This window comes from Mesorhizobium sp. B2-4-3, from assembly GCF_006442815.1.
Lineage (GTDB): Bacteria > Pseudomonadota > Alphaproteobacteria > Rhizobiales > Rhizobiaceae > Mesorhizobium.
In genome coordinates this window covers 52,473-73,773 of record NZ_VFVL01000026.1, presented here as the reverse complement: position 1 = coordinate 73,773, position 21,301 = coordinate 52,473, and the positions used below count along the sequence as shown (strand labels likewise).

18 protein-coding genes and 1 pseudogene are annotated in these 21,301 nt (G+C 63.8%); 9 read left to right on the top strand and 10 right to left on the bottom strand.

The window, feature by feature from the left end:
• The first annotated feature begins 56 nt into the window (after window positions 1-56).
• The 4 genes from FJ956_RS22340 to FJ956_RS22325 all read left to right on the top strand — a co-directional run bounded on the left by FJ956_RS22340 (window position 57) and on the right by FJ956_RS22325 (window position 5,409).
• A complete protein-coding gene (locus FJ956_RS22340) occupies window positions 57-1,304 on the top strand; it encodes a sugar ABC transporter substrate-binding protein (RefSeq protein WP_140680448.1) in 1,248 nt (415 codons plus the stop codon).
• 329 nt (window positions 1,305-1,633) lie between these two features.
• Window positions 1,634-2,548: a sugar ABC transporter permease gene (locus FJ956_RS22335; protein ID WP_140680450.1), complete on the top strand. Its 915-nt coding sequence runs from the start codon at window positions 1,634-1,636 to the stop codon at window positions 2,546-2,548.
• Complete coding sequence (locus FJ956_RS22330) at window positions 2,548-3,405, top strand: carbohydrate ABC transporter permease (RefSeq protein ID WP_140680452.1); 858 nt, start codon at window positions 2,548-2,550, stop codon at window positions 3,403-3,405. The genes FJ956_RS22335 and FJ956_RS22330 overlap by 1 nt, the downstream gene beginning before the upstream one ends.
• Before the next feature lie 18 nt (window positions 3,406-3,423).
• On the top strand, window positions 3,424-5,409 hold the full coding sequence (locus FJ956_RS22325) for a glycoside hydrolase family 127 protein (protein WP_140680454.1): 1,986 nt from the start codon (window positions 3,424-3,426) through the stop codon (window positions 5,407-5,409).
• Between the two features lie 75 nt (window positions 5,410-5,484).
• Here FJ956_RS22325 and FJ956_RS22320 read toward each other — a convergent pair whose 3' ends face one another.
• Window positions 5,485-6,396: a DUF1194 domain-containing protein gene (locus FJ956_RS22320; RefSeq protein WP_348641088.1), complete on the bottom strand. Its 912-nt coding sequence runs from the start codon at window positions 6,394-6,396 to the stop codon at window positions 5,485-5,487.
• Window positions 6,393-7,370, bottom strand: coding sequence for a DMT family transporter (locus tag FJ956_RS22315; protein ID WP_140680457.1), 978 nt, complete (start codon window positions 7,368-7,370; stop codon window positions 6,393-6,395). Before FJ956_RS22315 ends, FJ956_RS22320 begins: the two co-directional genes overlap by 4 nt.
• 165 nt (window positions 7,371-7,535) lie before the next feature.
• On the opposite strand from FJ956_RS22315, the gene FJ956_RS22310 reads away from it, so the two are divergent.
• Entirely contained in the window at window positions 7,536-9,512 is a 1,977-nt protein-coding gene (locus FJ956_RS22310) for a BTAD domain-containing putative transcriptional regulator (protein ID WP_140680459.1), read from the top strand.
• Between the two features lie 163 nt (window positions 9,513-9,675).
• Here the strand turns inward: FJ956_RS22310 and FJ956_RS22305 are convergent, their stop codons facing one another.
• From FJ956_RS22305 to FJ956_RS22295, 3 genes are all read right to left on the bottom strand, one after another.
• Complete coding sequence (locus FJ956_RS22305; protein WP_181170275.1) at window positions 9,676-10,485, bottom strand: endonuclease/exonuclease/phosphatase family protein; 810 nt, start codon at window positions 10,483-10,485, stop codon at window positions 9,676-9,678.
• Window positions 10,486-10,509: 24 nt separating this feature from the next.
• Window positions 10,510-11,970 carry a phospholipase D-like domain-containing protein gene (locus tag FJ956_RS22300; protein WP_140680461.1) on the bottom strand — a complete coding sequence of 487 codons (1,461 nt, stop codon included), beginning with the start codon at window positions 11,968-11,970 and terminating at the stop codon, window positions 10,510-10,512.
• Window positions 11,971-12,119: 149 nt separating this feature from the next.
• Entirely contained in the window at window positions 12,120-12,947 is an 828-nt protein-coding gene (locus FJ956_RS22295; RefSeq protein ID WP_140680463.1) for an oxidoreductase, read from the bottom strand.
• A gap of 75 nt (window positions 12,948-13,022) precedes the next feature.
• Here FJ956_RS22295 and FJ956_RS22290 point away from each other — a divergent pair, with 75 nt between their 5' ends.
• Complete coding sequence (locus FJ956_RS22290; RefSeq protein ID WP_140680465.1) at window positions 13,023-13,955, top strand: AraC family transcriptional regulator; 933 nt, start codon at window positions 13,023-13,025, stop codon at window positions 13,953-13,955.
• A 14-nt stretch (window positions 13,956-13,969) separates the two neighbouring features.
• On the opposite strand, the gene FJ956_RS22285 is transcribed toward FJ956_RS22290, so the two are convergent.
• The 4 genes and pseudogenes from FJ956_RS22285 to FJ956_RS22270 form a co-directional block, all read right to left on the bottom strand.
• Complete coding sequence (locus FJ956_RS22285; RefSeq protein WP_140680467.1) at window positions 13,970-14,632, bottom strand: class I SAM-dependent methyltransferase; 663 nt, start codon at window positions 14,630-14,632, stop codon at window positions 13,970-13,972.
• Window positions 14,633-14,669: 37 nt separating this feature from the next.
• Entirely contained in the window at window positions 14,670-15,692 is a 1,023-nt protein-coding gene (locus tag FJ956_RS22280) for an aminopeptidase (RefSeq protein WP_140680552.1), read from the bottom strand.
• Between the two features lie 191 nt (window positions 15,693-15,883).
• Window positions 15,884-16,072: pseudogene (locus tag FJ956_RS22275) on the bottom strand (hypothetical protein); the annotation flags it as partial.
• Between the two features lie 152 nt (window positions 16,073-16,224).
• Entirely contained in the window at window positions 16,225-16,974 is a 750-nt protein-coding gene (locus FJ956_RS22270; protein WP_140680469.1) for a DUF899 family protein, read from the bottom strand.
• Between the two features lie 121 nt (window positions 16,975-17,095).
• On the opposite strand from FJ956_RS22270, the gene FJ956_RS22265 reads away from it, so the two are divergent.
• The 3 genes from FJ956_RS22265 (at window position 17,096) to FJ956_RS22255 (ending at window position 20,093) form a co-directional block, all read left to right on the top strand.
• Window positions 17,096-18,316, top strand: coding sequence for a helix-turn-helix domain-containing protein (locus FJ956_RS22265; RefSeq protein WP_140680471.1), 1,221 nt, complete (start codon window positions 17,096-17,098; stop codon window positions 18,314-18,316).
• A gap of 28 nt (window positions 18,317-18,344) precedes the next feature.
• Window positions 18,345-19,349, top strand: a complete 1,005-nt coding sequence (locus FJ956_RS22260; RefSeq protein ID WP_140680473.1) for an NAD(P)-dependent alcohol dehydrogenase — start codon at window positions 18,345-18,347, stop codon at window positions 19,347-19,349.
• A gap of 102 nt (window positions 19,350-19,451) precedes the next feature.
• Window positions 19,452-20,093: a DUF5074 domain-containing protein gene (locus FJ956_RS22255; protein WP_140680475.1), complete on the top strand. Its 642-nt coding sequence runs from the start codon at window positions 19,452-19,454 to the stop codon at window positions 20,091-20,093.
• 25 nt (window positions 20,094-20,118) lie between these two features.
• Here FJ956_RS22255 and FJ956_RS22250 read toward each other — a convergent pair whose 3' ends face one another.
• A complete protein-coding gene (locus tag FJ956_RS22250; protein WP_140680477.1) occupies window positions 20,119-21,201 on the bottom strand; it encodes an acyltransferase family protein in 1,083 nt (360 codons plus the stop codon).
• Window positions 21,202-21,301 lie beyond the last annotated feature (100 nt).

Genomic DNA, 21,301 nt, shown 5'->3' with positions numbered 1-21,301 from the left:
CGGATAGACCGGGCGGCGTGGCCAAAACAGGGAGGAGAACCATGAGGAGGAGTAATATGAAGACCATGTTTGCGAAGCTGACTTTAGCCGCGGCCGTCATCGGCGGCGGCCTGCAGGCGGCGTCCGCCGAGACCGCCAACATCTGGGTGCGCGCCGACGGCTCGAACTTCATGCCGCGCATCGTCGACGCCTTCAACAAGGCCAACAAGGACCAGGTCAAGCTCGACATCATCCCCAATGCCGAGATCATCCCGAAATATGGCGCCGCCGCCGCCGGCGGCACCGCGCCCGACGCGCTCTCGCTGGATCTCATCTACACGCCGTCCTTCGCCGCCGCCGGCCAGTTGGAGGACATCACCGACTGGGCGAAATCCTTGCCCTATTTTGCCAGCCTGTCGCCGGCGCATGTGAAGACCGGCACCTATAAGGACCGCATCTACGGCCTGCCGTTCTCGGCCGACGCCTCGGTGCTGATCTGGAACAAGAAGCTGTTCAAGCAGGCGGGGCTCGACCCCGAGAAGGGCCCGGCCAACTGGGCCGAGATCGAGGCCGACGCCGAGAAGGTCAACGCGCTCGGCGGCGACATCAAGGGCTTCTACTTCTCCGGCAATTGCGGCGGCTGCAACATCTTCACCTTCACGCCGCTGATCTGGGCCTCGGGCGGCGACATCCTGTCCGAGGACGGCTCGAAGGCGACGCTCGACAGCCCGCAGCTGCGCGGCGCGATCGACCTCTACCGCTCGATGGTCAAGAAGGGGCTGGTGCCCGAGGGCGCGCAGACCGACACCGGCGCCAATTTCTTCGCCGCCTTCGCCGGGGGCAAGATCGGCATCTCGCCGTCCGGCGCCTTCGCCATCGGCGCGCTCAACACGCAGTACCCGGACGTCGACTACGGCATCACCTTCCTGCCGGGCAAGGATGGCGGCTGGTCTTCCTTCGCCGGCGGCGACAATTTCGTCGTCACCAAGGGCACCAAGAAGATCGCCGTGGTGAAGGAGTTTTTGGACTTCGCCTATTCGCTGGAGGGTCAGACGATCCTTGCCAAATATGGCAGCCTGCCGGTGCGCAACGACATCGCCAAGGACGCGCTGAAGGATCTCGACCCGCGCTACCAGGTGGCGGCCGAGGCGATGGCCAAGGGCAAGACGCCTTATTCGGTGGTGTTCAACGACCTGATCAACTCCGCCAACGGCCCGTGGACGCAGATGATCAACGAGGTGTTCTTCGGCGACGACGTCGACGGCGCCATCAAGAACGCGCAGGATACCATGCAGTCGATCATCGACCAGGCGCCGAACAAGTAGACACCAGGGCCTATAGGTGGCGAGGATCGCGCAACGCCTTGCCGCCAAGGCTCCGGCCGGCCGCCCGCCCCGTCTCCCTGGCCGGGCGGCCGGGGACTGCATCGCTGAATGGCAGGAACTGACGCGTTGAGAAGACACACTCACCAATTTGAGGCGCCGCGAGGTTCGCTCACTCTTCTCCCCTTGTGGGAGAAGGTGGATCGGCGCGCAGCGCCGAGACGGATGAGGGGTGTTCCAGGGAAAGCTAACGTCTCACTCCGCTGGAACACCCCTCATCCGTCGCCTTCGGCGACACCTTCCTCCACAAGGGGGGAAGGGGAGGCGCTGCCATGACCGCCATTGCTGTCACCTCTGCGCCCGCGCGCTCACGCACCAGCCGCCGGCAATGGGTGGGCCTGCTCTACGTCCTGCCGGCCGTCGCCCTGGTCACCGTCTTCTTCGTCATCCCGCTCGGCATGACGGCATGGATGTCGCTCAACAACTGGCCGCTGATGGGCGAGCATTCCTTCGTCGGCCTCGACAACTACTTTGCCATCCTGCGCGACACGCGCTTCTGGAATGCGCTGAAATTCACCTTCTACTATACGGTGATCGTCACCATCGCGATCTTCGCCGTCGCCTTCCCGCTGGCGATCTTCATCGAAAAGCCGCGCCCGCTCACCAATCTCTATCGCACTGCCTTTTTCATGCCGGCGGTGGTGGGTTTTGCTTCGGCGAGCCTGCTCTGGTCATGGCTGCTCAACGTCGATTCCGGCCTGTTCAGCCCGGCCGCTTACGAGCTCGGCTTGATCGGCAAGAAGATCAATCTTCTCGCCACCTTCCAGCCGGCCTTCTGGTCGATCATCGCCATGGTGGTCTGGAAGGTCGCCGGCTTCACCATGATCATCCTGATGACCGGCCTGCAGTCGATCCCGCAGGATCTGCAGGAGGCGGCGGTCATCGACGGGGCAGGGCCGTTCGCCAGGTTCCGGGCGATCACGCTGCCCTTGATGCGCCGCACGCTGGCGCTGGCGCTGATCCTGTCGGTCGCGGGCTCGATCCTCGCCTTCGACCAGTTCTACATCATCCTGCGCGGCGGCCCGCGCAACCAAACGCTGACGGCGGTCTACTGGATCTTCAACCAGTCCTTCGTCTCGTTCAAGCTCGGCTACGGCGCGGCACTTTCCATGGTGCTGCTCGCAATCCTGGTGGCGCTCAGCCTCATCCAGCTCTGGCTGCTGCGCAAGCCCGAAGGGCTCGACTGATGGCCGAGGCGATGTCGCAAAACCGCAAAATCGGCTTCAGCCTCGCCAGGCATTCCACCGGCATCATAGCCTCGGTGCTGTTTTTGGCGCCGATCGTGTGGACCGTGCTGTCGACCTTCAAGCCGGCGCAGGAAGCGCGCCAGCCACCGCTGCCGCCATGGCCGACTACCGGCTTCTCGATCGAGAATTATCAGACGCTGAACTCCTTCGGCGACGGACTCTGGGTCTCGGCGCAGAACAGCATCTATGTCTCGGTGATGACGGTGTTGCTCTCGGTGCTGGTCAGCGTGCTCGCCGGCTACGGCTTTTCACGCTTCCGCTTTCCGTTCCGAGATTTCTTCTTCGTCCTCATCCTGTCGACGATCATGATCCCGTTCCAGTCGATCCTGACGCCGATCTTCCTGGTGCTGACGAAGCTCGGCCTGCACAACACGCTGACCGGGCTGGTCTGCGTCTATGTCACGCTGCAGCTGCCGTTCTCGATCTTCATGATGCGCAACGCCTTCGACGCTGTGCCGCGCGAGATCGAGGAGGCCGCGCGCATGGACGGCGCCAACAACGTCACCATGCTGGTGAAGGTGATGCTGCCTTTGGTCTGGCCGGGCGTCGTCACCATCGCGCTGTTCGCCTTCCTCGGCGCCTGGAACGAGTTCCTGGCGGCACTCGTGCTGATGACCGACCAGTCCAAATTCACCTTGCCGGTGATGATGACCGCGCTTCAGTCCGGTCGCTTCGGCGCCATCGACTGGGGCGCCGTGCAGGCCGGCGTCACGGTGATGATGGTTCCCTGCCTGATCCTGTTCCTGGCGCTGCAGCGCTTCTACATCCGCGGCCTGATGGCCGGGGCCGTCAAGTAATTCGAATGGAGTGAAATCATGACCGCATCGCAGCCCGCCGCGCAGCCCTCCGCCAGGCCGAAGCTTGCCTTCCGGCCGCTTCCCGTGCCGCAGGTCGATGTCCGCGGCTTCTGGGGCGATCGTGTCGACGCGGTCGCCACGCGCACCGCCGAGATCCTGTACGACCGCTGCGTCGAGGCACGCATGCTGGAGCAGATCGATCCGGACCGCCCGTCGCCGGGCGTGGTCATTCCCTTCCATTCGCCGTCGCCGGATGAAGCCGACGAGCAGGGCGCCGAGTTCACCGGCTCGACGGTGACGACGCAGATGTTCTGGGATTCCGATTGGGGCAAGACCATCGAGACCGCCGCCTATTCGCTTTACCGCCGCCGAAATCCCGATCTGGAAAAGAAGATCGACGCCGTCATCGACATGTACGGCAGACTGCAGCAGGAGGACGGCTATCTGTCGAGCTGGTACCAGCGCATCCAGCCCGGCCTGCGCTGGACCAACCTGCGCGACTGCCATGAGCTCTATTGCGCCGGCCATCTGATCGAAGGCGCCGTCGCCTACTTCCAGGCGACGGGAAAGCGCGCGCTGCTCGACATCATGTGCCGCTACGCCGACCACATCGCCTCGATGTTCGGCCCCGAGCCCGGCAAAAGGAAAGGCTATTGCGGCCATGAGGAGATCGAGCTGGCGCTGGTCAAGCTCGCGCGGGCGACGGGCGAGAAGAGATACATGGACCTCGCCAAATACTTCATCGACCAGCGCGGAGTTGAGCCGCATTATTTCGACGAGGAGGCGCGCGCCCGCGGCGCCGATCCGAAGGCCTATCACTTCAAGACCTACGAATATAACCAGTCGCACAAGCCGGTGCGCGAGCAGGATAAGGTCGTCGGCCATGCGGTGAGGGCAATGTATCTCTATTCCGGCATGGCCGACATCGCGACCGAATATGGCGACGACACGCTGCGCGTAGCGCTCGACCGGCTCTGGGACGATCTCATGACGAAGAGCCTCTACGTCACCGGCGGCCTCGGGCCGTCGGCGCACAATGAAGGCTTCACCAGCGACTACGACCTGCCCAACGAGACCGCCTATGCCGAGACCTGCGCCTCGGTCGGCCTGGTGTTCTGGGCGAGCCGCATGCTCGGCATGGGGCCGAACGCCCGCTACGCCGACATGATGGAGCGGGCGCTTTACAACGGCTCGATCTCGGGACTTTCGCTCGACGGCTCGCTGTTCTTCTACGAGAACCCGCTGGAGAGCCGCGGCGGCCACCATCGCTGGAAATGGCACCGCTGCCCGTGCTGCCCGCCCAATATCGGTCGCATGGTGGCCTCGATCGGCAGCTATTTCTACGGCCTCGCCGACGATGCGCTGGCGGTGCACCTCTACGGCGATTCGACCGCGCGCTTCGAGATCGCCGGCCGGCAGGTGACGCTCGTCCAGACCTGCAACTATCCCTGGGATGGCGCGGTCGCGATCGAGGTCGGGCCGGAGGCGCCGATTGCGTTCACGCTTCATCTGCGCGTGCCTGGCTGGTGCCGCAAGGCAGCGCTTCGGATCAACGGCAAGCTGGTCGATCTCGAAGCGGCCACGGTCGACGGCTATGCAGCGATCCGCCGCGAATGGCGCCAGGGCGATAAGGTCGAGCTCGATCTCGAAATGTCGATGGCACGCCTCTTCGCCAACCCGCAGGTGCGCCAGGACATCGGCCGCGTGGCGCTGGCGCGCGGCCCGCTGATCTACTGCGTCGAGGAAACCGACAATGGCGGCGGGCTGCATCGCATAGCGCTATCGCGCACGGCCAGGCTCGAGGCGCACAAGGAGCCGAACCTGCTCGGCGGCGTCGTCACGCTTTCGGCCATCGGCAGCCGGGCCGAAACGAAGAACTGGGGCGCCGATCTCTATCGTCCCGAACCGCCGACGACGAAGGAGACGAAGCTCAAGGCCGTTCCCTATTTCGCCTGGGACAACCGCGATCCAGGCGAGATGCTGGTCTGGCTGAGGGAGGGGTAGAGTGCCAGAGCTGCGTCGCATCGAGAGATGCAATGCGCTCGAGGCAGGGCCTGACCAAAGCGCGACCTTGCAAGCCTATTGAATGTTGGCAGGCATGAGAGCGAGGGGCGTCCCTTCGCTTGCGGTGTGAGTACCGACATTCATGCTGACTTCGGTCACCAGCTTGCGGCGAAGGGCGGTGGCGTAATCGTGCGACTCCTTTGGCGACATGACGAAGGCCTGCGAGCCGCCGATGACGGACCGGGCGAAGTAGGACGCCAGCGGTTGCTTGGGGTCCTCGTCGTCCGCCGGAATGGCGATCGCGTTGATCGTGTATCCCTTATTGATGGCGTTCTGCCGGCTCGGCTGAACAGGCAGCCCGTCATTGTTCTCGCCGTTTGAAGAGATGTCGATCACCTTCTTCATCGCATTGCCCGGAAACTGGTCGAGCAGAAGGCTTCCGACATCGATAGCCGCCGATACCGACGTTCCGCTCCGGCCTCGACGGAAATAGCCGGTGTCGCCATTCCTTCTGATCACCGACGCGGCTGCGTTGGCATCTTCCAGGCCGCAAATGCGCGTCCACGGCAGCACGGTGTGCGTGTGGCCGGGGCTCGACCATTCGAAATAGGTCACGCCGATGCAGCCAAGGTAATTCTGGGAGATGACCCTGATGATCTCGGGCGAGGTGAGCGCCGCGGCATGTCCCTCGCGCTGCAGGTCGGCGATCTTGGGGTCGATCGAAGAGGAGAAGTCCACGGCGAAGACGACCGCGACGTCGACGTTCAGAACCGCACCGTCGACGTCGGCGGCCTGCGTGGTCGGCACCCAAAACGCCGCGGCGGCGAGCGTCGCCAGTCTCAGCAAGGAATGGGCACGCTTTCGCGGCCCGACATCAAGCCGGGAGCCCGGTTCACTATGAAGGCTTTCGAACATTCTATCCCTCCATCTCAACGACAGGTTGGTTCGGTTGGCAGACGAGCGCGGGGCATCATCGGCAAGGATCATGGAATGTCCTCGTGAACGGGATTGGCGGTGGCGGGAGTCCCCCAGCCGGCCGGAGTACCTGCAAAGGCGCGGACTCCCGCGCTGGAAGTGCCAGCGTCGGGTCGCGAGGTGAGGCACACCGGCGCCCGGGTCGACATAGCAACCGACAGGATCGAGCCGAGGATGATCGTTCCACCCAGAACTCCCACCGCTGAACATTGTTCGCCGAGGAAGATCGCTGCGCCCATGGCGCCGAAGACGCTTTCGGCGCTGACGATCACGACGGCATGGCTGGCCGATGTGAAGCGCAGGGCGGCAATCTGTATGCCGAAGGCGACCGCTGTGGAGAACACCCCAAGCACCACCAGTTCGGGGCCAGCCTCGGAAGCCGCGGTGAATGACAGATTGCCTTGCATCGCCCCGAGCGGAAGGGCGAGCGCTGCGACGGCGAGGAACTGCGCGGCCGCGGCCGTGAAGGGACGGGCATGGGCCTGCATGTGCCGCCCGAGTTCGAGCGTCCAGAGCGCATAGCAGCCGGCCGACAGGAGGGCGGTGAGATCGCCGCCGCTGAAACCAGCGACTCCACCAGAAAGAAGCAGGCAGCCGACGACGGTCGATCCGGCGGCGAGCATCAGACCGGTCGTCGGACGCTCGCCCATCAACAGCCAGGCGGCCAGCGGCGTTATCACCGTTGTCGTGCTGATCAGGAAGCTTGCATTCGTAACGGTAGCGCCGAGATAGCAGAGCTGCTGCAGCACGATGGAGACGACAAACAGCGCAACCACCCGGGCCAGGCTGGAAAAATGGCCGGCGCCGGCAGGCATTCGCCATTCGATCGGGACGAAGGGCAGCATAAGCAGCCCACCGATCAGGCAGCGCAGGCCAACGGCGCTCAGCGCATCGAGGTGATCGAGCACCGTCTTTTGCGCCACGTTCCCGAAGCCCCACAGAGCGGCGGCGAATAGGAGCAGCAAGTTGGCTGTGAGCTTCGACATCCGCCGCACCCCCGGACCGGAAACCCATGGTAGGTTCCAGTTTCCCTAATTCAGCGAAGCCTAATTGATGTATCGTCACGGCAGCGCTTGAGGGCGGGGCGGCGGAGTTTCCGCAGCGTTAGTTTTGAGTTAGAATTTCGTCATTCTGAAAAGCTGTTCAAGCACATGCGAAATGGGGCGGGCGTCGCCGGCAGCAAAGTCTCACTCTTCGGCGGTTTCCAGATTGAAAAGGAAGCTGGCGGTCCGGTTTGGTTGACCGGAAAGCGAGGCCCGGCGATCCTCGCTTATCTGGCCCGCTGTCCAGGCATGGCGGCACCACGGGAGAGACTGGCCGACCTCCTGTGGAGCGATAGCGACAGTGAGCACTCGCGCAACAGTCTGCGACAAACGCTCAGCGTCCTGCGCCGGGACCTGTCGCGGGCAGGCATGGATATCGTCCATTCCCGCAAGGAGCTTATCGGCCTCAGGCCGGACGCGGTGCGGGTTGACGTCGAGGACTTCGAAACGGGCCTGTCGGCCCGTTCCGCGCCGGAACTCGAAACTGCCTTGGCACTTTACACCGGGCCATTTCTCGATGGCTTTTACCTGGGAAGCAACGCTTTCGATGATTGGGCGGCATTGGAACGCGAAAGGCTGCTGAGCCGCGCGCTTCTCTCGATGGAGAAGCTCGCCCGTCTCGTGGATGCTGAAAACGGACTGGCCGTGGCTGATCGAATTCTGGCCATGGAGCCGACGCGAGAGGAATCTTATCGGCTGAAGATGGAACTGCTTGCATCCTGCGGCCAGCGAGACAAAGCGTTGCGAACCTTCGAGGCTTGCAGGAGTGCGCTGAAGAAGGAGTTCGGTGTTGACGTCGGCCCGGAGACAAGAGCGCTCTGGCAATCCATCTCTGCTGCCGACGTCGCGACGAGCCAGCGATCGGCAAACAGCCTTCCTGCCGTTCAGCGCCTCGGCCGTCCATCCATCGGTGTCGCCGACTTCGTCAATTTGACGGGCGAGCGCGGCGACGATTTTTTCGCCAAGGGTCTGGTCCATGACATCACCACGGCGCTTTCCGAGGTGGCCGACTATGTCGTGCTCTCGGGGCTCCCGCCGCTCAAGGAGGGCGGCGAGGAATCCAAGGCGTCGGCGGCCCCGCGGGCCCGCTACATGCTCAACGGCAGCATCCAGAGGTCTGGGGACGAACTGAGGGTGAACGTTCAGTTGGTCGACGCTGCGGATGGCTACAATGTCTGGGCCCAGAAATTCGATGGCCATTCGGAGGACGCGCTCGAATTCCAGGACAGGATCGCGCAGGCGGTCGTGCTGGCGGTCAGCCTCGAACTTCAACTGACCAACTGGAAAGTTCGCGACAAGAGCCCGTCTGGCGCCCCCGAAGTACGCAGGTTGGTGAACGAAGCTCTGATGAAATACTTCGAGATGACTCGGGATTCGCTGCTGGTGTCGAAGGGGCTCGCCGAAAAGGCCCTATCGATCGCGCCCGACAACGCTCGCGCGAAACGGACACTCTCCATCGCGACGACTATGGGGCTTGCATTCGGCGCGCTGCCTGGCAAGCAGGAGCATGTCGACCACGCGCTGGGGCTTGCCGAAGACGCGGTAAGGGCCGTGCCGGATGATGAGATTGCCCGTTGCATCCTGTCGTTCGCCTACGAATGTGATGGCCGGATTGACGAAGCAATTGTGCAATGCCGTCACGCGGTCAGCCTCAACCCAAGCTATCCGAGCGGCCACGGTGATCTCGGCGAGCTCTACGGCCTGCGCGGCCAGGTGAGCGAGGCGCTGCGCGAGGCCAATGAAGCGATCCGGCTCGGCACGCATGACGTCATCGACTTCTGGCGCCACCATGGTCTGGCCGTGGCGCTGTTCGCCGGAGGCGACGACCGCCGGGCGCTTGAAGTCACCCGCAAGGTGGTGAGGACAAAGCCGGGTTTCGTCCGCGGCGCCCTCTATTGGGCGGCTGCGGCCTCGGCGACCGGAAACAATGAAGAAGCCTCACGCGCCATCCATCATTGCCTGTCGCAACTGCCCCATCTCAACCTGGGCAATGCCTGTCCCGGCTTTCTGCCGCGCTACGTGAAGGAAGACCATCACGCCCGGTTCGTTGAAATGCTATCGAAAGCCGGCCTTCCCAATTCCTAGTGCATGTCGCCCAAGAGTGCGCAACCATGCTGCGCCAATGCCTAGAGCATGATGCCGAAAAGTGTGGAGCGGTTTTCGGACGACATCATGCTCTATCTCTTTGATTTAGAGCCGGATTCAGATTTCAGGTCGACTCGACCTGAAATCATCCGGCTCTAGTTCGCTACAGATGCACGAAGGCCGTCAGCGGCAGGTGGTCGGAGGCGACCCGCGACAGCGGCGTGTCATGCGCCTCGACGCCTGAAACCAGATCGTGCCGGTTGCCCATGATGCGGTCGAGCGCCAGCACCGGCAGGCCGGATGGGAAAGTCGGCACCGCCGGCGGAGTCGGGCCGAAGGTGGTGTGCAGGGTGTTCAGCGCCGACCGGTTGCCGAGCCGCCATTCGTTGAGGTCGCCCAGAAGCAGCGTCGGCCTTTCGTCGGCGCTGCTCATGATGTCGAGCACGACGCGGGCCTGTTCCGAGCGCGAGCGGCGCAGCAGGCCGAGATGGGCGGCAATGACGCGCAGCGACCGTTTCTCGTCGAGATCGATCTCGGCGACCAGCGCGCCGCGCGGCTCCAGTCCCGGCAGCTTGAGCTGGTGGACGTCGCGCACGGTGCCGCGCTTGAACAACAGCACATTGCCGCGCCAGCCATGCCCCTTGCCGTTGCCGCTGACCGGCACCGGCACCAGCCCCGTTTCCAGTTCCAGGCGGGCCAGGTCGAGCAGCCCGGCCCTGTCGCCGAAGCGGTTGTCGGCCTCCTGCAGCGCGATCACGTCGGGGCTCATTTCGCGGATGACGCGCACCGTCCGATCCGGATCGAACCTGCGGTCGGTGCCGATGCATTTGTGGACATTGTAGGAGGCAACGACGATTTCAGTATCATTGACGCGCTTGCGCGGCGTCGCCTTCGCCTTGCGCGCGCTTCTGCCGCGGATCGAGAGCAGCACGGTCTCGGGCAGGCTGCGTCCTTTGATGTCGTCTATCTCCATGATCCCGGTGCTCGATTTCCTGCTCTAAAGATAGGGCGATCCCAGCCACAGCAAACGGTCGAAGACGCGGATTGCGAACGGCCTTGCCTTCAGCGTCTGCAGCGTCACCGGCTGGGCGGTGGAGATGGCCGCCGCGATGCGGGCGTCGATCTCGGCGGCGAAGTTTTCATCCAGCACCTCCATGTCGATCTCGAAATTCAGCCTCAGCGAGCGGGCGTCCAGATTGGAGGAGCCGACATAGGCCCACACGCCGTCGATCGCCATCAGCTTCGAATGGTCGAACGCGCCTTCATGGCGCCAGACGCGGCAATAATGCTTCAAAACCTGGTCGAACTGCGCCGTCATCGCATGGTCGACGAGGAAAAGGTTGTTCACCGCCGGCACGACGATGTCGATTTCGACGCCGCGCCGGCCGGCCGTGGTCAACGCGCTGATGAATTCGCGGTCCGGCAGGAAATAGGGCGACATGATGCGGATCGATTTGCGGGCGACCGAAAACGCGCCCATCAGCAGCTTGAGATTGGTTTCGTTGGATGCGTCCGGTCCGGTCGCGACCGCGCGCACCAGCATCGGCTGCCCCGGCGGCGGCGCGGTTCGCTCGACCTGCCAGGGCCCGTCCTTCAAGGCTTCGTTGCCGGCGAAGCGCCAGTCCTCGGCGGCAACCGCGAACAGATCGGCCACCACCGGCCCGGCGACTTCGAAATGGGTGTCGCGCGAACTGTCGGAACCGGCGAATTCGGCCGAGAATCCCTTGCGGATGTTCATGCCTCCCGTGAACGCCACCGTGCCGTCGACGATCAGGATCTTCCTGTGGGTCCTGAGGTTCGCATAAGGAAGTCTCAGGCCCATGACGATGTTGCCGTTGAAGAGATCGACGGTGACGCCGGCCTCCCTGAGCTGCTTCAGGATGCTGGGCACCGAGTAGCGCACGCCGACGGCGTCGATCAGCACCCGCACGGTGACGCCGCGCTTGACGGCGTTGCCGAGCGACTGGACGAAAAGCGCGCCCACCGCGTCATTGTCGAAGATATAGGTTTCGAGCAATACGCTTCTTTGCGCCGCGTCGATCGCCCGGCACATCGCCGTGTAGGCCTCGTCGCCTGTCTTGAGCACGGCGATGGTGTTTCCCGAGGTGAGCGGGCGCCGCGCCACCCTGTCGCCAAGCGTCTTCAGCCCGGTGAAACGCTGGCCGTATTCGGCGTTGATCAAGGCTTCGAGCGCGATGTCGCGGTCGTGCCTGGCGGCAGCCGCCTCGCTGGAAACGGGACGCATGGCGCTGATCGTCGCGCGGCGGATGCGGTTGATGCCGGCGATGGCGTAGATGATCGCGCCGAGGAAAGGCGACAAGAGCATCACGCCCACCCAGCCGGTGGCGGCGCGCACGTCCTCCTTCGTCATGATGGCATGCACGATGCCCACCGCGGCCATCGCCAGCGACAGGATCAGGATAAGCGTGGACCAGTGACTCGCAATCGCCTCGAACATCGGCCCGACTATTGTGCGAGCCGGCGCGGAAGGCAATGCGGGCGGTGAGGCTGGTGTGAACCCGCGCGGCGATGGTCGCCGCCGGCCGCACAATCGGCAAGGTCAGGCTTGCCGGGTGCCTGACCGCGTTTGCCCTTGCCGCTACGCCGTCAGCCATCGGTCGAGACGGTTACGGCCCTCCAGGCTTCGATCTCTTGCTGCAGGCGCTGGATTCGCTCGGACACGAGCTTGAGGGCGTCGCTGCCAAGCAGAAGCTGCGGCGGCGGGGCTTCGGATTCCACCAAAGCCAATACGGCCTTCGCAAGCTTATCCGGATCGCCAAGTTGCTTGCCGCTTTTCGCCTGTCGCGTCTCTCGGATCGGATCGAAGAGCGCATCGTAGTCGCCGATGGACCTTTCGGTCCGGACCATCGAGCGTCCGGCCCAGTCCGTCCGGAAGGAGCCTGGGCAGACGGCGGCAACGCGAACGCCGAACGGGGCCATTTCGGAACGCATCACTTCCGATATGCCCTGGAGCGCGAACTTGCTGCCACAATAGTAAGCGATGCCCGGCATTGTGATCATGCCGCCCATCGACGTGACGTTGACGATGAAGCCGCGACGTCGCTCGCGGAACCTGGGAAGGAACGCCTTGGCGACAGCCACGGCGCCGAAGACGTTCACATCGAACTGACGCCGCATTTCTTCGAGCGGGGACTCTTCAAGCACGCCCTCGTGGCCATAGCCGGCATTGTTGATCAGGACGTCGACGGGTCCGTGCTCTTCCTCCGCCTGTGCGACGACGTCCGGCACGCGGTCGAACTCCGTGACATCGCAGGTGACTGTGCGGATCGCTGGGAGGGATCCGGCAAGTACCGCGCGTGACGTCTCGGACCGGACGGTGCCAATGACCGTATGGCCCATCTGGATGGCGGCGGAGGCGATGGCGAGGCCAAAGCCCGAATTGGCGCCGGTGATGAAGAAGGTCTTTTTTGCCATGATCTGCGGTCCTTCATTGATGGAGTGCAGCTTGGCAAATAGTATGATCTCACGGCGGCCTCGATTGTGGTTTCTATGAATACCTTGCCAAATCCTATTAGGGTGGACATCGGACGAAGACGGAGACTGGTCGAGCTGGCCGGAGCTCTCGCCGGTCGCAATGGATATAATGCGACCGCGCTCGAGAGCGTGCGGGTGCTCCGGACGGAGGCAGTGCTCCATGACGTCCCGGTGCTTTATGAGCCGGGCGCGGTGTTCGTCCTGCAGGGGAGCAAGCGAGGCATCCTCGAACGGGAGGTCTACCTGTACGATGAAGAACACTATCTGGCGGTGTCGGTCCCTGTTCCCTTTCGAATGGAGTCGTCGGCCAGTCCCGATCGCCCGCTGCTTGCGGTCTATGTCGAGTTCGACATGCGCATGGCGGCCGACATTGCCGCGCAGCTGGAGATGCATTCGGCTGTGGGAAGCGACCGGCCGCGAAGTCTCGTATCGAGCAGGATGGGCTCCGATATCGAGGATGTCCTGCTGCGCCTGCTGACGGCGCTTCGCAATCCTGCCGAGACCGCCGTTCTTGGATCAAGCCTTCTGCGCGAGCTGCATTACCGGGTCCTGATTGGCCCGCAGGGAGGCGCGATGGTCGCGGCCCTGCAGCAAAGAGGCAGGTCGGGGAGGATCGTGCGGAGCCTCGCATGGTTGCGGGAAAATTACAGCTCGGAAATCTCGGTCGCCGATCTGGCGAGAGAAGCGGGCATGAGCGTGCCTTCCTACCACGTTCATTTCAAGGAGATGACCGGAAGCAGCCCGATCCAGTACGTGAAAGCCATGCGGCTGCACGAGGCAAGGCTGATGATCGCGCGCAAGGGCACGATCGCTCAGGTCGCGGCTTCGGTCGGCTATGCGAGTGCGGCTCAGTTCAGCCGCGACTTCAAGCGGCATTTTGGACGCACGGCTTCCGAGGAGATGAGCTGGGTCCGTCGCCACCTGGGCGAACTTGCTTGGGCGGAGTAGTCCGTTATTGGCGCTCAGCCGGCTTCAGGGGCCTTCTTCCTGAAGAAGCCTGACAGAATGTTCGGACCCGCTTCGCCTGGCCGCAGCCTGATCCCGTCCTCGAAGCAGTTCAGCGTCACGCACTCGAATCCGCTGGCCGCCAGGAGCGCCACCAGCGAGTCGCGGTCGAAATGGTGCAGGTGCTCGTTGGGCAGGCGCATGCGCCACTTGTCAAACCAAGCGTCGCCGTCGGCGCCGAGCTCGCGCCAGCGGCAATAGGGGACGGCGAGGGCCAGGTGGCGGGTCTGAAGGCGGGAAAGGAAACCGAGATCGGGGATGTGCTCGAGCACGTCGAACATGGCGACGAGGTCCCAGGTGCCGGCGAGCGCCTGATCCCAGTCGACAAAGCGGACCCCTTTGGGCAGGGGAAACTCGGCGATATCGCAGCCGGCGCAATCGGCGACGCCGGTCATCTTGGCGGCCTCGATGAATGTGCCGGTGCCATATCCGATTTCCAGCACCGAGCGAGGAATCTCGCCGGTGATGCCAAGCACCCAGCCAAGCCGCTGATAGCCGAGCTTGATGGTGCGGTCGCTCAAGTCCTCGTAATAGGAAATGTATTTCTTGTCGTATTTGATCGGTGTGAAGTCGATCTGGTGGATCACGCCGAACCTGTCCACCTCATAATTGTCCAACATGTCCGCGCGGCCTCCGGATGCCGAGTTCCTTACATGGTCAACGACACGCAGCCATGGTTCTAAGCGCCTCGGCACGGGAAGGCGCGGGCAAAGCCCCGATCCGCCGAACGGAAGCGTAGAACCTCGGATAGTCGCCGGAGCACAAGTCGAACAAGCGAAGAAACGCCGGAACCTGTTCGCCGTAGACAGCGGTCGCGGCAAGCTTTGCGTTGTTGATCGGGCTATCGAACCAGGCGTCGTATCCGCGGTATCCGGCCCATCGCTTGTCGCGCATTTGCCGATAGCGTATCCGCAGCCTGTCGATCGTGGCGGCTTTGGCGGCCGCCATGTGCTCCGGGCTACGCGGGCTTCCATAGACCTGGCTCAGCTCGTCCCGGGTTTTCGATATCAGTCCGAGAAAATCCGCCTTGCGCTTGCGATCGATTTCGTAGCTGCGCAATGCGGCGCGATTGCCGGTGGCGCGCAGCCATTTCCTCGTACCGGTGGTTTCGACGGAAACCGCGAAAGCCTCGTTGAACGCGGAGTCGCCGTTCACATAGACTTTCTGATGCGCCAGCTCATGGAAGACAAGGCTTGCCAGATAGGTGTCGTTCTGACGCAGCATGGTGCTGAGCAGCGGGTCGCTGAACCAGCCCAGCGTGGAATAGGCCGTGATGCCTGTCACATAGACGTCCAGCCCCTGCCGCTGCAGCCCAGCGGCATTTTCGAGCGCGTCTTTGCGCGAAAAATAACCCTTGTAGGGAACGCAGCCGAAGACCGGAAAGCACCATGTTACCGGCGCGAGAGAAAATTGCGGCGCGGCAAACACGGCCAAGGTCACATCGTTGCGACCGACGTCGACATAGCTGCGGTAGCTGCTGTTGTCGGGCAGTGCCAGCTCTTCCGTGGCAAAGCGGCGTATGACGCTAGCCGAGGTCAACTTGGCGCGCAACGCCTTTGGCGTCGAAGGATCATGGATCAGCTTCGCAACATTCTTGCGGGCAGCCATGATCCCGACATGGCCTTCCAGTGATTGCGCATAGTAGGAAATGCTGGTGCACCCAGTCACGCCGGACGCCATGATCGCCGCGGCAAGCAATCGAAAAACGCGCTTCACAGCTTGCCCACCGCCTGCTCATCTCCCATGGAGCAAATGTCTCCATTTGCCCCCGTGTCTCAGGCGCGCCTATTTTCGTCAAGACCTGGAGGGTAGCGGGTCGGATACTCGATTTCGCAGTGGTGATCGGGCAATACGGCGCTCAAACGAAGATCTCACCCCCGCCGCGCGGCCAGCCGCAGCCACGGCGCAAGATGGAACGCCGCCATCAGGAGATACATCGGCACCATGCCGCCGAGCGCCGAGGCGCCCGACATGCACATCATGTCCTGGCCGCCATAGGCGGCCGTCAGCAGCGCCATCGTGGCGAAGGTGGGCGCCGCGGCGAGGCAAAGCCAGTCGGCGAGGCCGAAGCCGCTCAGGCCGGGCGGGTGAGGGGAGTCGATGCTCATGATATCCACCTTCTGATGCGGGCAGGTTTGCAAGCCCATTGGAACAAGCGCGAGGCGATCGGCTCCGGCGGCGCGCGGTTTGCGCCGCCGGACCAGCTTCACGCTCAGGCGTTCTTGTTGCGGAACGCCGCTTCACCGGCATCCGACACCTCGGCCCATCTCTGGTCGGGGGCGGCGCCTGCTTCGTAACTGTCGTGCCAGTTCCACCATTTGTAGGTCTGGGTCTGCGGATAGCCCTCGGGCGAATCCTCCCACACCTCCTGGCGGCCGAGCGGCGTGACGTCGAGATAGCTCCAGACGGTGCCAAAGGCTTCGTCGCCGCGGTTGTTGACGAAATAGGTGCGGAAGATGCGCTTGCCGTCATGGATGAAGACGTTGTGGCCATGCCATTCGTCGACGCCGAAATCCTTGTCCCAGCTGTCGGTGATGGTGTACCAGGGCATCTTCCAGTCCATCTGTTGCTTCAGGCGCTGGATGTCGGCCTGCGGCGCGCGCGAGGCATAGGCAAGCGTGGTGTCGCGGGCGTTGAGGTGCGCGAGGTTGCCGACCTGGTCGGCACCGAGCGAGCAGCCGCGGCAGGCATGTTCGGGCCAGCCATAGACGCCGGGCTCGAAGAAGGCGCGGTAGACGACAAGCTGCCGGCGGCCTTCGAAGAGGTCGAGCAGGCTCGCCTTGCCGTTCGGGCCTTCGAATACGTAGTCCTTCTTGACTTCCATCCACGGCATGCGGCGGCGTTCGGCGGCCAGAGCGTCGCGGGCGCGGGTGACGGCCTTTTCCTTCACCAGCATCTCTTCATAGGCGCCTTTCCACGCTTCCTGCGAAACGACCGGCGGTGTCTTCATGTGTTGGGTCATTGCTCTTGTCCCGTTCTTGGGTTTGGTTGGGGGTGACAAGGACAGACATAGGGCCGCATCCGGCGATGGTGAGAGTTACAAGTGTGACGCGATTTGCTGTGGCGGGCTTCGAGGCGGCGGCATGGACTCGCTGATCAACGCCGCCGGCCGCGCGCTAGCGGCGGGCGATCCGCTCGGCGCCTTGAAGCGCGTCGCGCTGCGCGACGATGCGCCGGCGCTGGCGCTGCGCGGCATCGCGATGGCGCAGCTCGGCGATTTCGCCAAGGCCAAGGCGCTGCTGAAGGACGCTGCCCGAGCCTTCAGCCCGAGGGAAGCGGTGGCGCGTGCGCGTTGCGTCGTCGCCGAGGCCGAGATCGCGCTGGTGTCGCGCGACCTTGGCTGGCCGGAGAAGGCTCTGCGATCCGCCCGCACGACGCTCGCCGCGCATGGCGACCGGCTGAACGCTGCCTATGCCGGCAGTCTCGAGGCGCGCCGCCTCATCCTGATCGGCCGCCTCGACGAAGCCGAGCGCCTGCTATCGGACTTCGATCCGGCGCCGCTGCCGCCCGTGGCGCGCGTCGCGCATGAACTGGCCGCCGCCGGCATCGCCGTCAGGCGCCTCAGGACCAAGGCGGCGCGCTCGGCGTTCGGCCGGGCGTCGCTTGCCGCCTATCAAGCCAACATCCCGGCATTGCAGGCCGAAGTCGAAGCGGCGTCCCTGGTGCTGAACACGCCGGTCGGCCGGCTGATCGCGCGCGGCACCGAGAAAGAACTGCTGCTCGACGAGGTCGAGGCGTTGCTGACCTCGGGCACGCTGGTCGTCGATGCCTGCCGCAACGTCGTGCGCCAGGCCGACGCGGTCGTTTCGCTTGCGACCCGGCCTGTATTGTTCGCGCTGGCGCGCACGCTTGCCGAGGCATGGCCGGCGGATGCCTCGCGCGAAGTGCTGCTGAGGCGCGCCTTTCGCGCTAGGCACGCCGATGAATCGCATCGCGCGCGGCTGAGGGTCGAGATGGGACGGCTGCGCGCCGAACTCGCCGGGCTGGCAGAAATCAACGCGACGGCCGCCGGTTTCGCGCTCACGCCGGTCAGCGCCGCTGAGGTCGTCGTGCTGGCGCCGCCGGTCGAGGAGGAGCATGGTGCGGTGATGGCCTTCCTGACCGACGGCGAGGCCTGGTCGAGCTCGGCTCTGGCGATCGCGCTTGGCGCCAGCGCGCGCACCGTCCAGCGCGCGCTGGAGCAGCTTTCGGCCGAACACAAGGTGCAGGCCGTCGGCCGCGGCCGGGCGCGCCGTTGGATGATGCCGCCGGTGACCGGATTCCCGACTGTGTTGTTACTCCCAGGACCGCTGCCGAGCGACTAGTTTCCCGACGCTGGATCGAGGAGACGTCATGAAACTGATCAGATTGCGGGCGCCAGGCGGCCTGGAAAAACTGGAACTGGTTGAGGAGGATCGGCCCGAAGCCGGATCGGGAGAGTTGCTGGTCCGGATCCGGGCGTGCTCGCTGAATTTCCACGACAGCATGGTTGTCACGGGCAAGAAGCCCTGCGCCGACGGTCGTATTCCGCTATCCGATGGCGCGGGCGAGGTGGTTGCTGTCGGGGACGGTGTCGAAGCATTCAAAGCCGGCGATGCCGTCGTCAGTTGCTATTGGCCCGATTGGCTGGGCGGCGAGGCTTCGCGCGCGAACAAGCAGGGCGAATTGGGCGACGATCTCGATGGCTATGCACGGGAGTATGCGTGCATGCCCTGGCAGGCTTTCACGAAAGCGCCGGCGGGTTACACCCACGTGGAGGCGGCTACACTCACTTGCGCCGGGGTCACTGCCTGGAGAGGCCTGGTGGTGTGCGGTCAGGTGAAGCCCGGCGATACGGTGCTGATCCTCGGCGCGGGCAGCGTGTCGCTGTTCGCGCTGCAGTTCGCCAAGATGGCTGGTGCCCGTGTTATTGCTACATCCTCCTCTGATGCGAAGCTCGAAAAGCTACGGCGACTCGGCGCCGATGCTCTCATCAACTACAAGGCCGTGCCGGACTGGGGGAGCAAGGCGAGGGACCTGACCGATGGGCGCGGTGTCGATCATGTAGTCGAGGTCGGCGGTCCAGGCACGCTGGCCCAGTCGATAACAGCTTGCAGGATAGGCGGCCACATCGCTCTGATCGGGGTGTTGACCGGCTTCGCCGGAGAAGTGTCGATCCCGGCGCTGTTTTCCAATCAGATCCGCGTTAGTGGAATTTCTGTCGGGAACAGGGCTGACCAGGAAGACATGATCCGGGCGATAACGGTCAATGGCCTCAGGCCCGTGATCGGTCGTAGTTTTCCGCTGCACGAGATTGCTTCGGCCTTCAGGTCGTATGAGAGCCAAAAGCATTTCGGCAAGATCTGCGTCGAATTTTAAGGCGCCGGCTTCGGTAAATTCGCGACTGTGTTGTTACTCTCAGGTTTGTAGCCGGGCGGCTAGAGTCGAAGCTGACACAAGAGACCGATGGAGATTTGGAAAATGAAACGAGCCGCTGCCGAGATCCTGCGTGAATACGGACCGTTCCCCGGCGTCGAGCGCGTTAACGGCGTTACCTATGACGGCGAAAATGTCTGGTTCGCCAGTGGCGACAAGCTGAACGTGCTCGATCCCGACAGCGGCATGATCGTGCGTACGATCGATGTCGCCTCGCATGCCGGTACTGCCTTCGACGGCGAATATCTCTACCAGATTGCCGAGGATCGTATCCACAAGGTCGACCCGAAGATCGGCAAGGTCGTCGCAACCATTCCTGCCCCCGGCAACGGGGGAGACTCAGGCATGGCCTGGGCCGAGGGTTCGCTCTGGGTCGGCGAATACCGGGCACACAAGATCCATCAGATCGATCCTGAAACGGGCAAGGTGATCCGCACGATCGAATCGAAGCGCGTCGTCACCGGCGTCACCTGGGTCGATGGCGAGCTCTGGCATGCCACCTGGGAGGGCGAGGAGGGCGATCTGGTGCGCGTCGATCCCGACACAGGCGACGTGTTGCAGGAACTGGCGATGCCCTCCGGCGTGTCGGGGCTGGAATCCGACGGCGGCGGCTGCTTCTTCTGCGGCGGCGGCAGCAGCGGCAAGATCAAGGCCGCGCGGCGCCCGGGACACGGCGGTGGCAAGTAACGGGCTAACGGATGGGGCGGCCTGATCAGGCCGCCTCGCGTGCCGGCCGCGGCATGCTGGAGGCCTTGGCGGCGTTCGGCCTGTCGACATGCGCCCAGGCCGGCCGTTCGAACAGGAAAGTGCCGAAGCCGATGCGCTTGACGATGAAGTAAAGCACAACCGGGCTGACGATCGAGACGAGCAATACGGCGAGGCTCAGCATGCCGGTGTCGGTCAGAAGGCCGCTTGCCAGCATGACACCGCGGAAGATCGACATCGGGATGGTGAAGGCGACATAGACGACCAGCGAATGCTCGCCGAGCCAGCGCAGCCATTCCATGGAAGTGAATTTCGACAGGTAACCGCCGGCGACGCAGAGCGCCACCGCGCCGGCCACGGCAAGCGACAGATGCAGCGGCGGCCATGCCGCCAGGCCCATCTGCATGCCGACCGGCTGCACGGCGTAGCCCGGCGAATAGACGAGCAGGCCGTTGACGAGCGCCCAGGCGAGCAGGCCGAGAACGGCGACCGCCGGCCGGGCCTGCGTCCACTCCACCACCCGGAATATCAGCGGCGCGAGCACGAAGCCGAGATAGAAGAACACGAAATAGGCGGCGAACTGCTCGAGCGCGTAGCTGTCCGGCTTCGGCGCCCACATCTGCAGCGCGGCGGCAGCCAAGATGACGACCCAGTGCGGCACGCGAAGCTCCCGCAGCAGGCGGATGACGATCCCGAAAACCGCCAGCATGTAGATGAACCACAACACGCCGTACGGCTCGACGGCGGCCATCGCGAGATCGTGCAGCATGCCGGCCGGATCGCGGCTGAAGATGCCGATCTTCAGTCCGATCGAGATGGTCGCCCAAAGCACATAGAAATAGAGGTAATGGACGACGCGCCGGTCGACATAGCGCCGCCATGGCCGGTCGATCACCTGCGACAGGAACAGGCCCGAGATCAGGAAGAATTCCGGCATGCGGAACGGCGTCGCGAAGCCGATGACGTAATGCAGGAAGCCGACGCCGCCGGTGTATTCACCGGTGTTGTAGGCGGCATACATCATCACCACCAGGATGATGGAAAGACCTTTTGCCGTATCCACCCACGGCATGCGGTTCGGGTTGCTCATGAACGATCTCGAGGAAATGTACCTGTCCAGATTGTAGCGGACGGGCACGTCCCGCGCAGCATCAAGCTTCCATTAACGTAAACGCGGCCCTCGTTTTGGA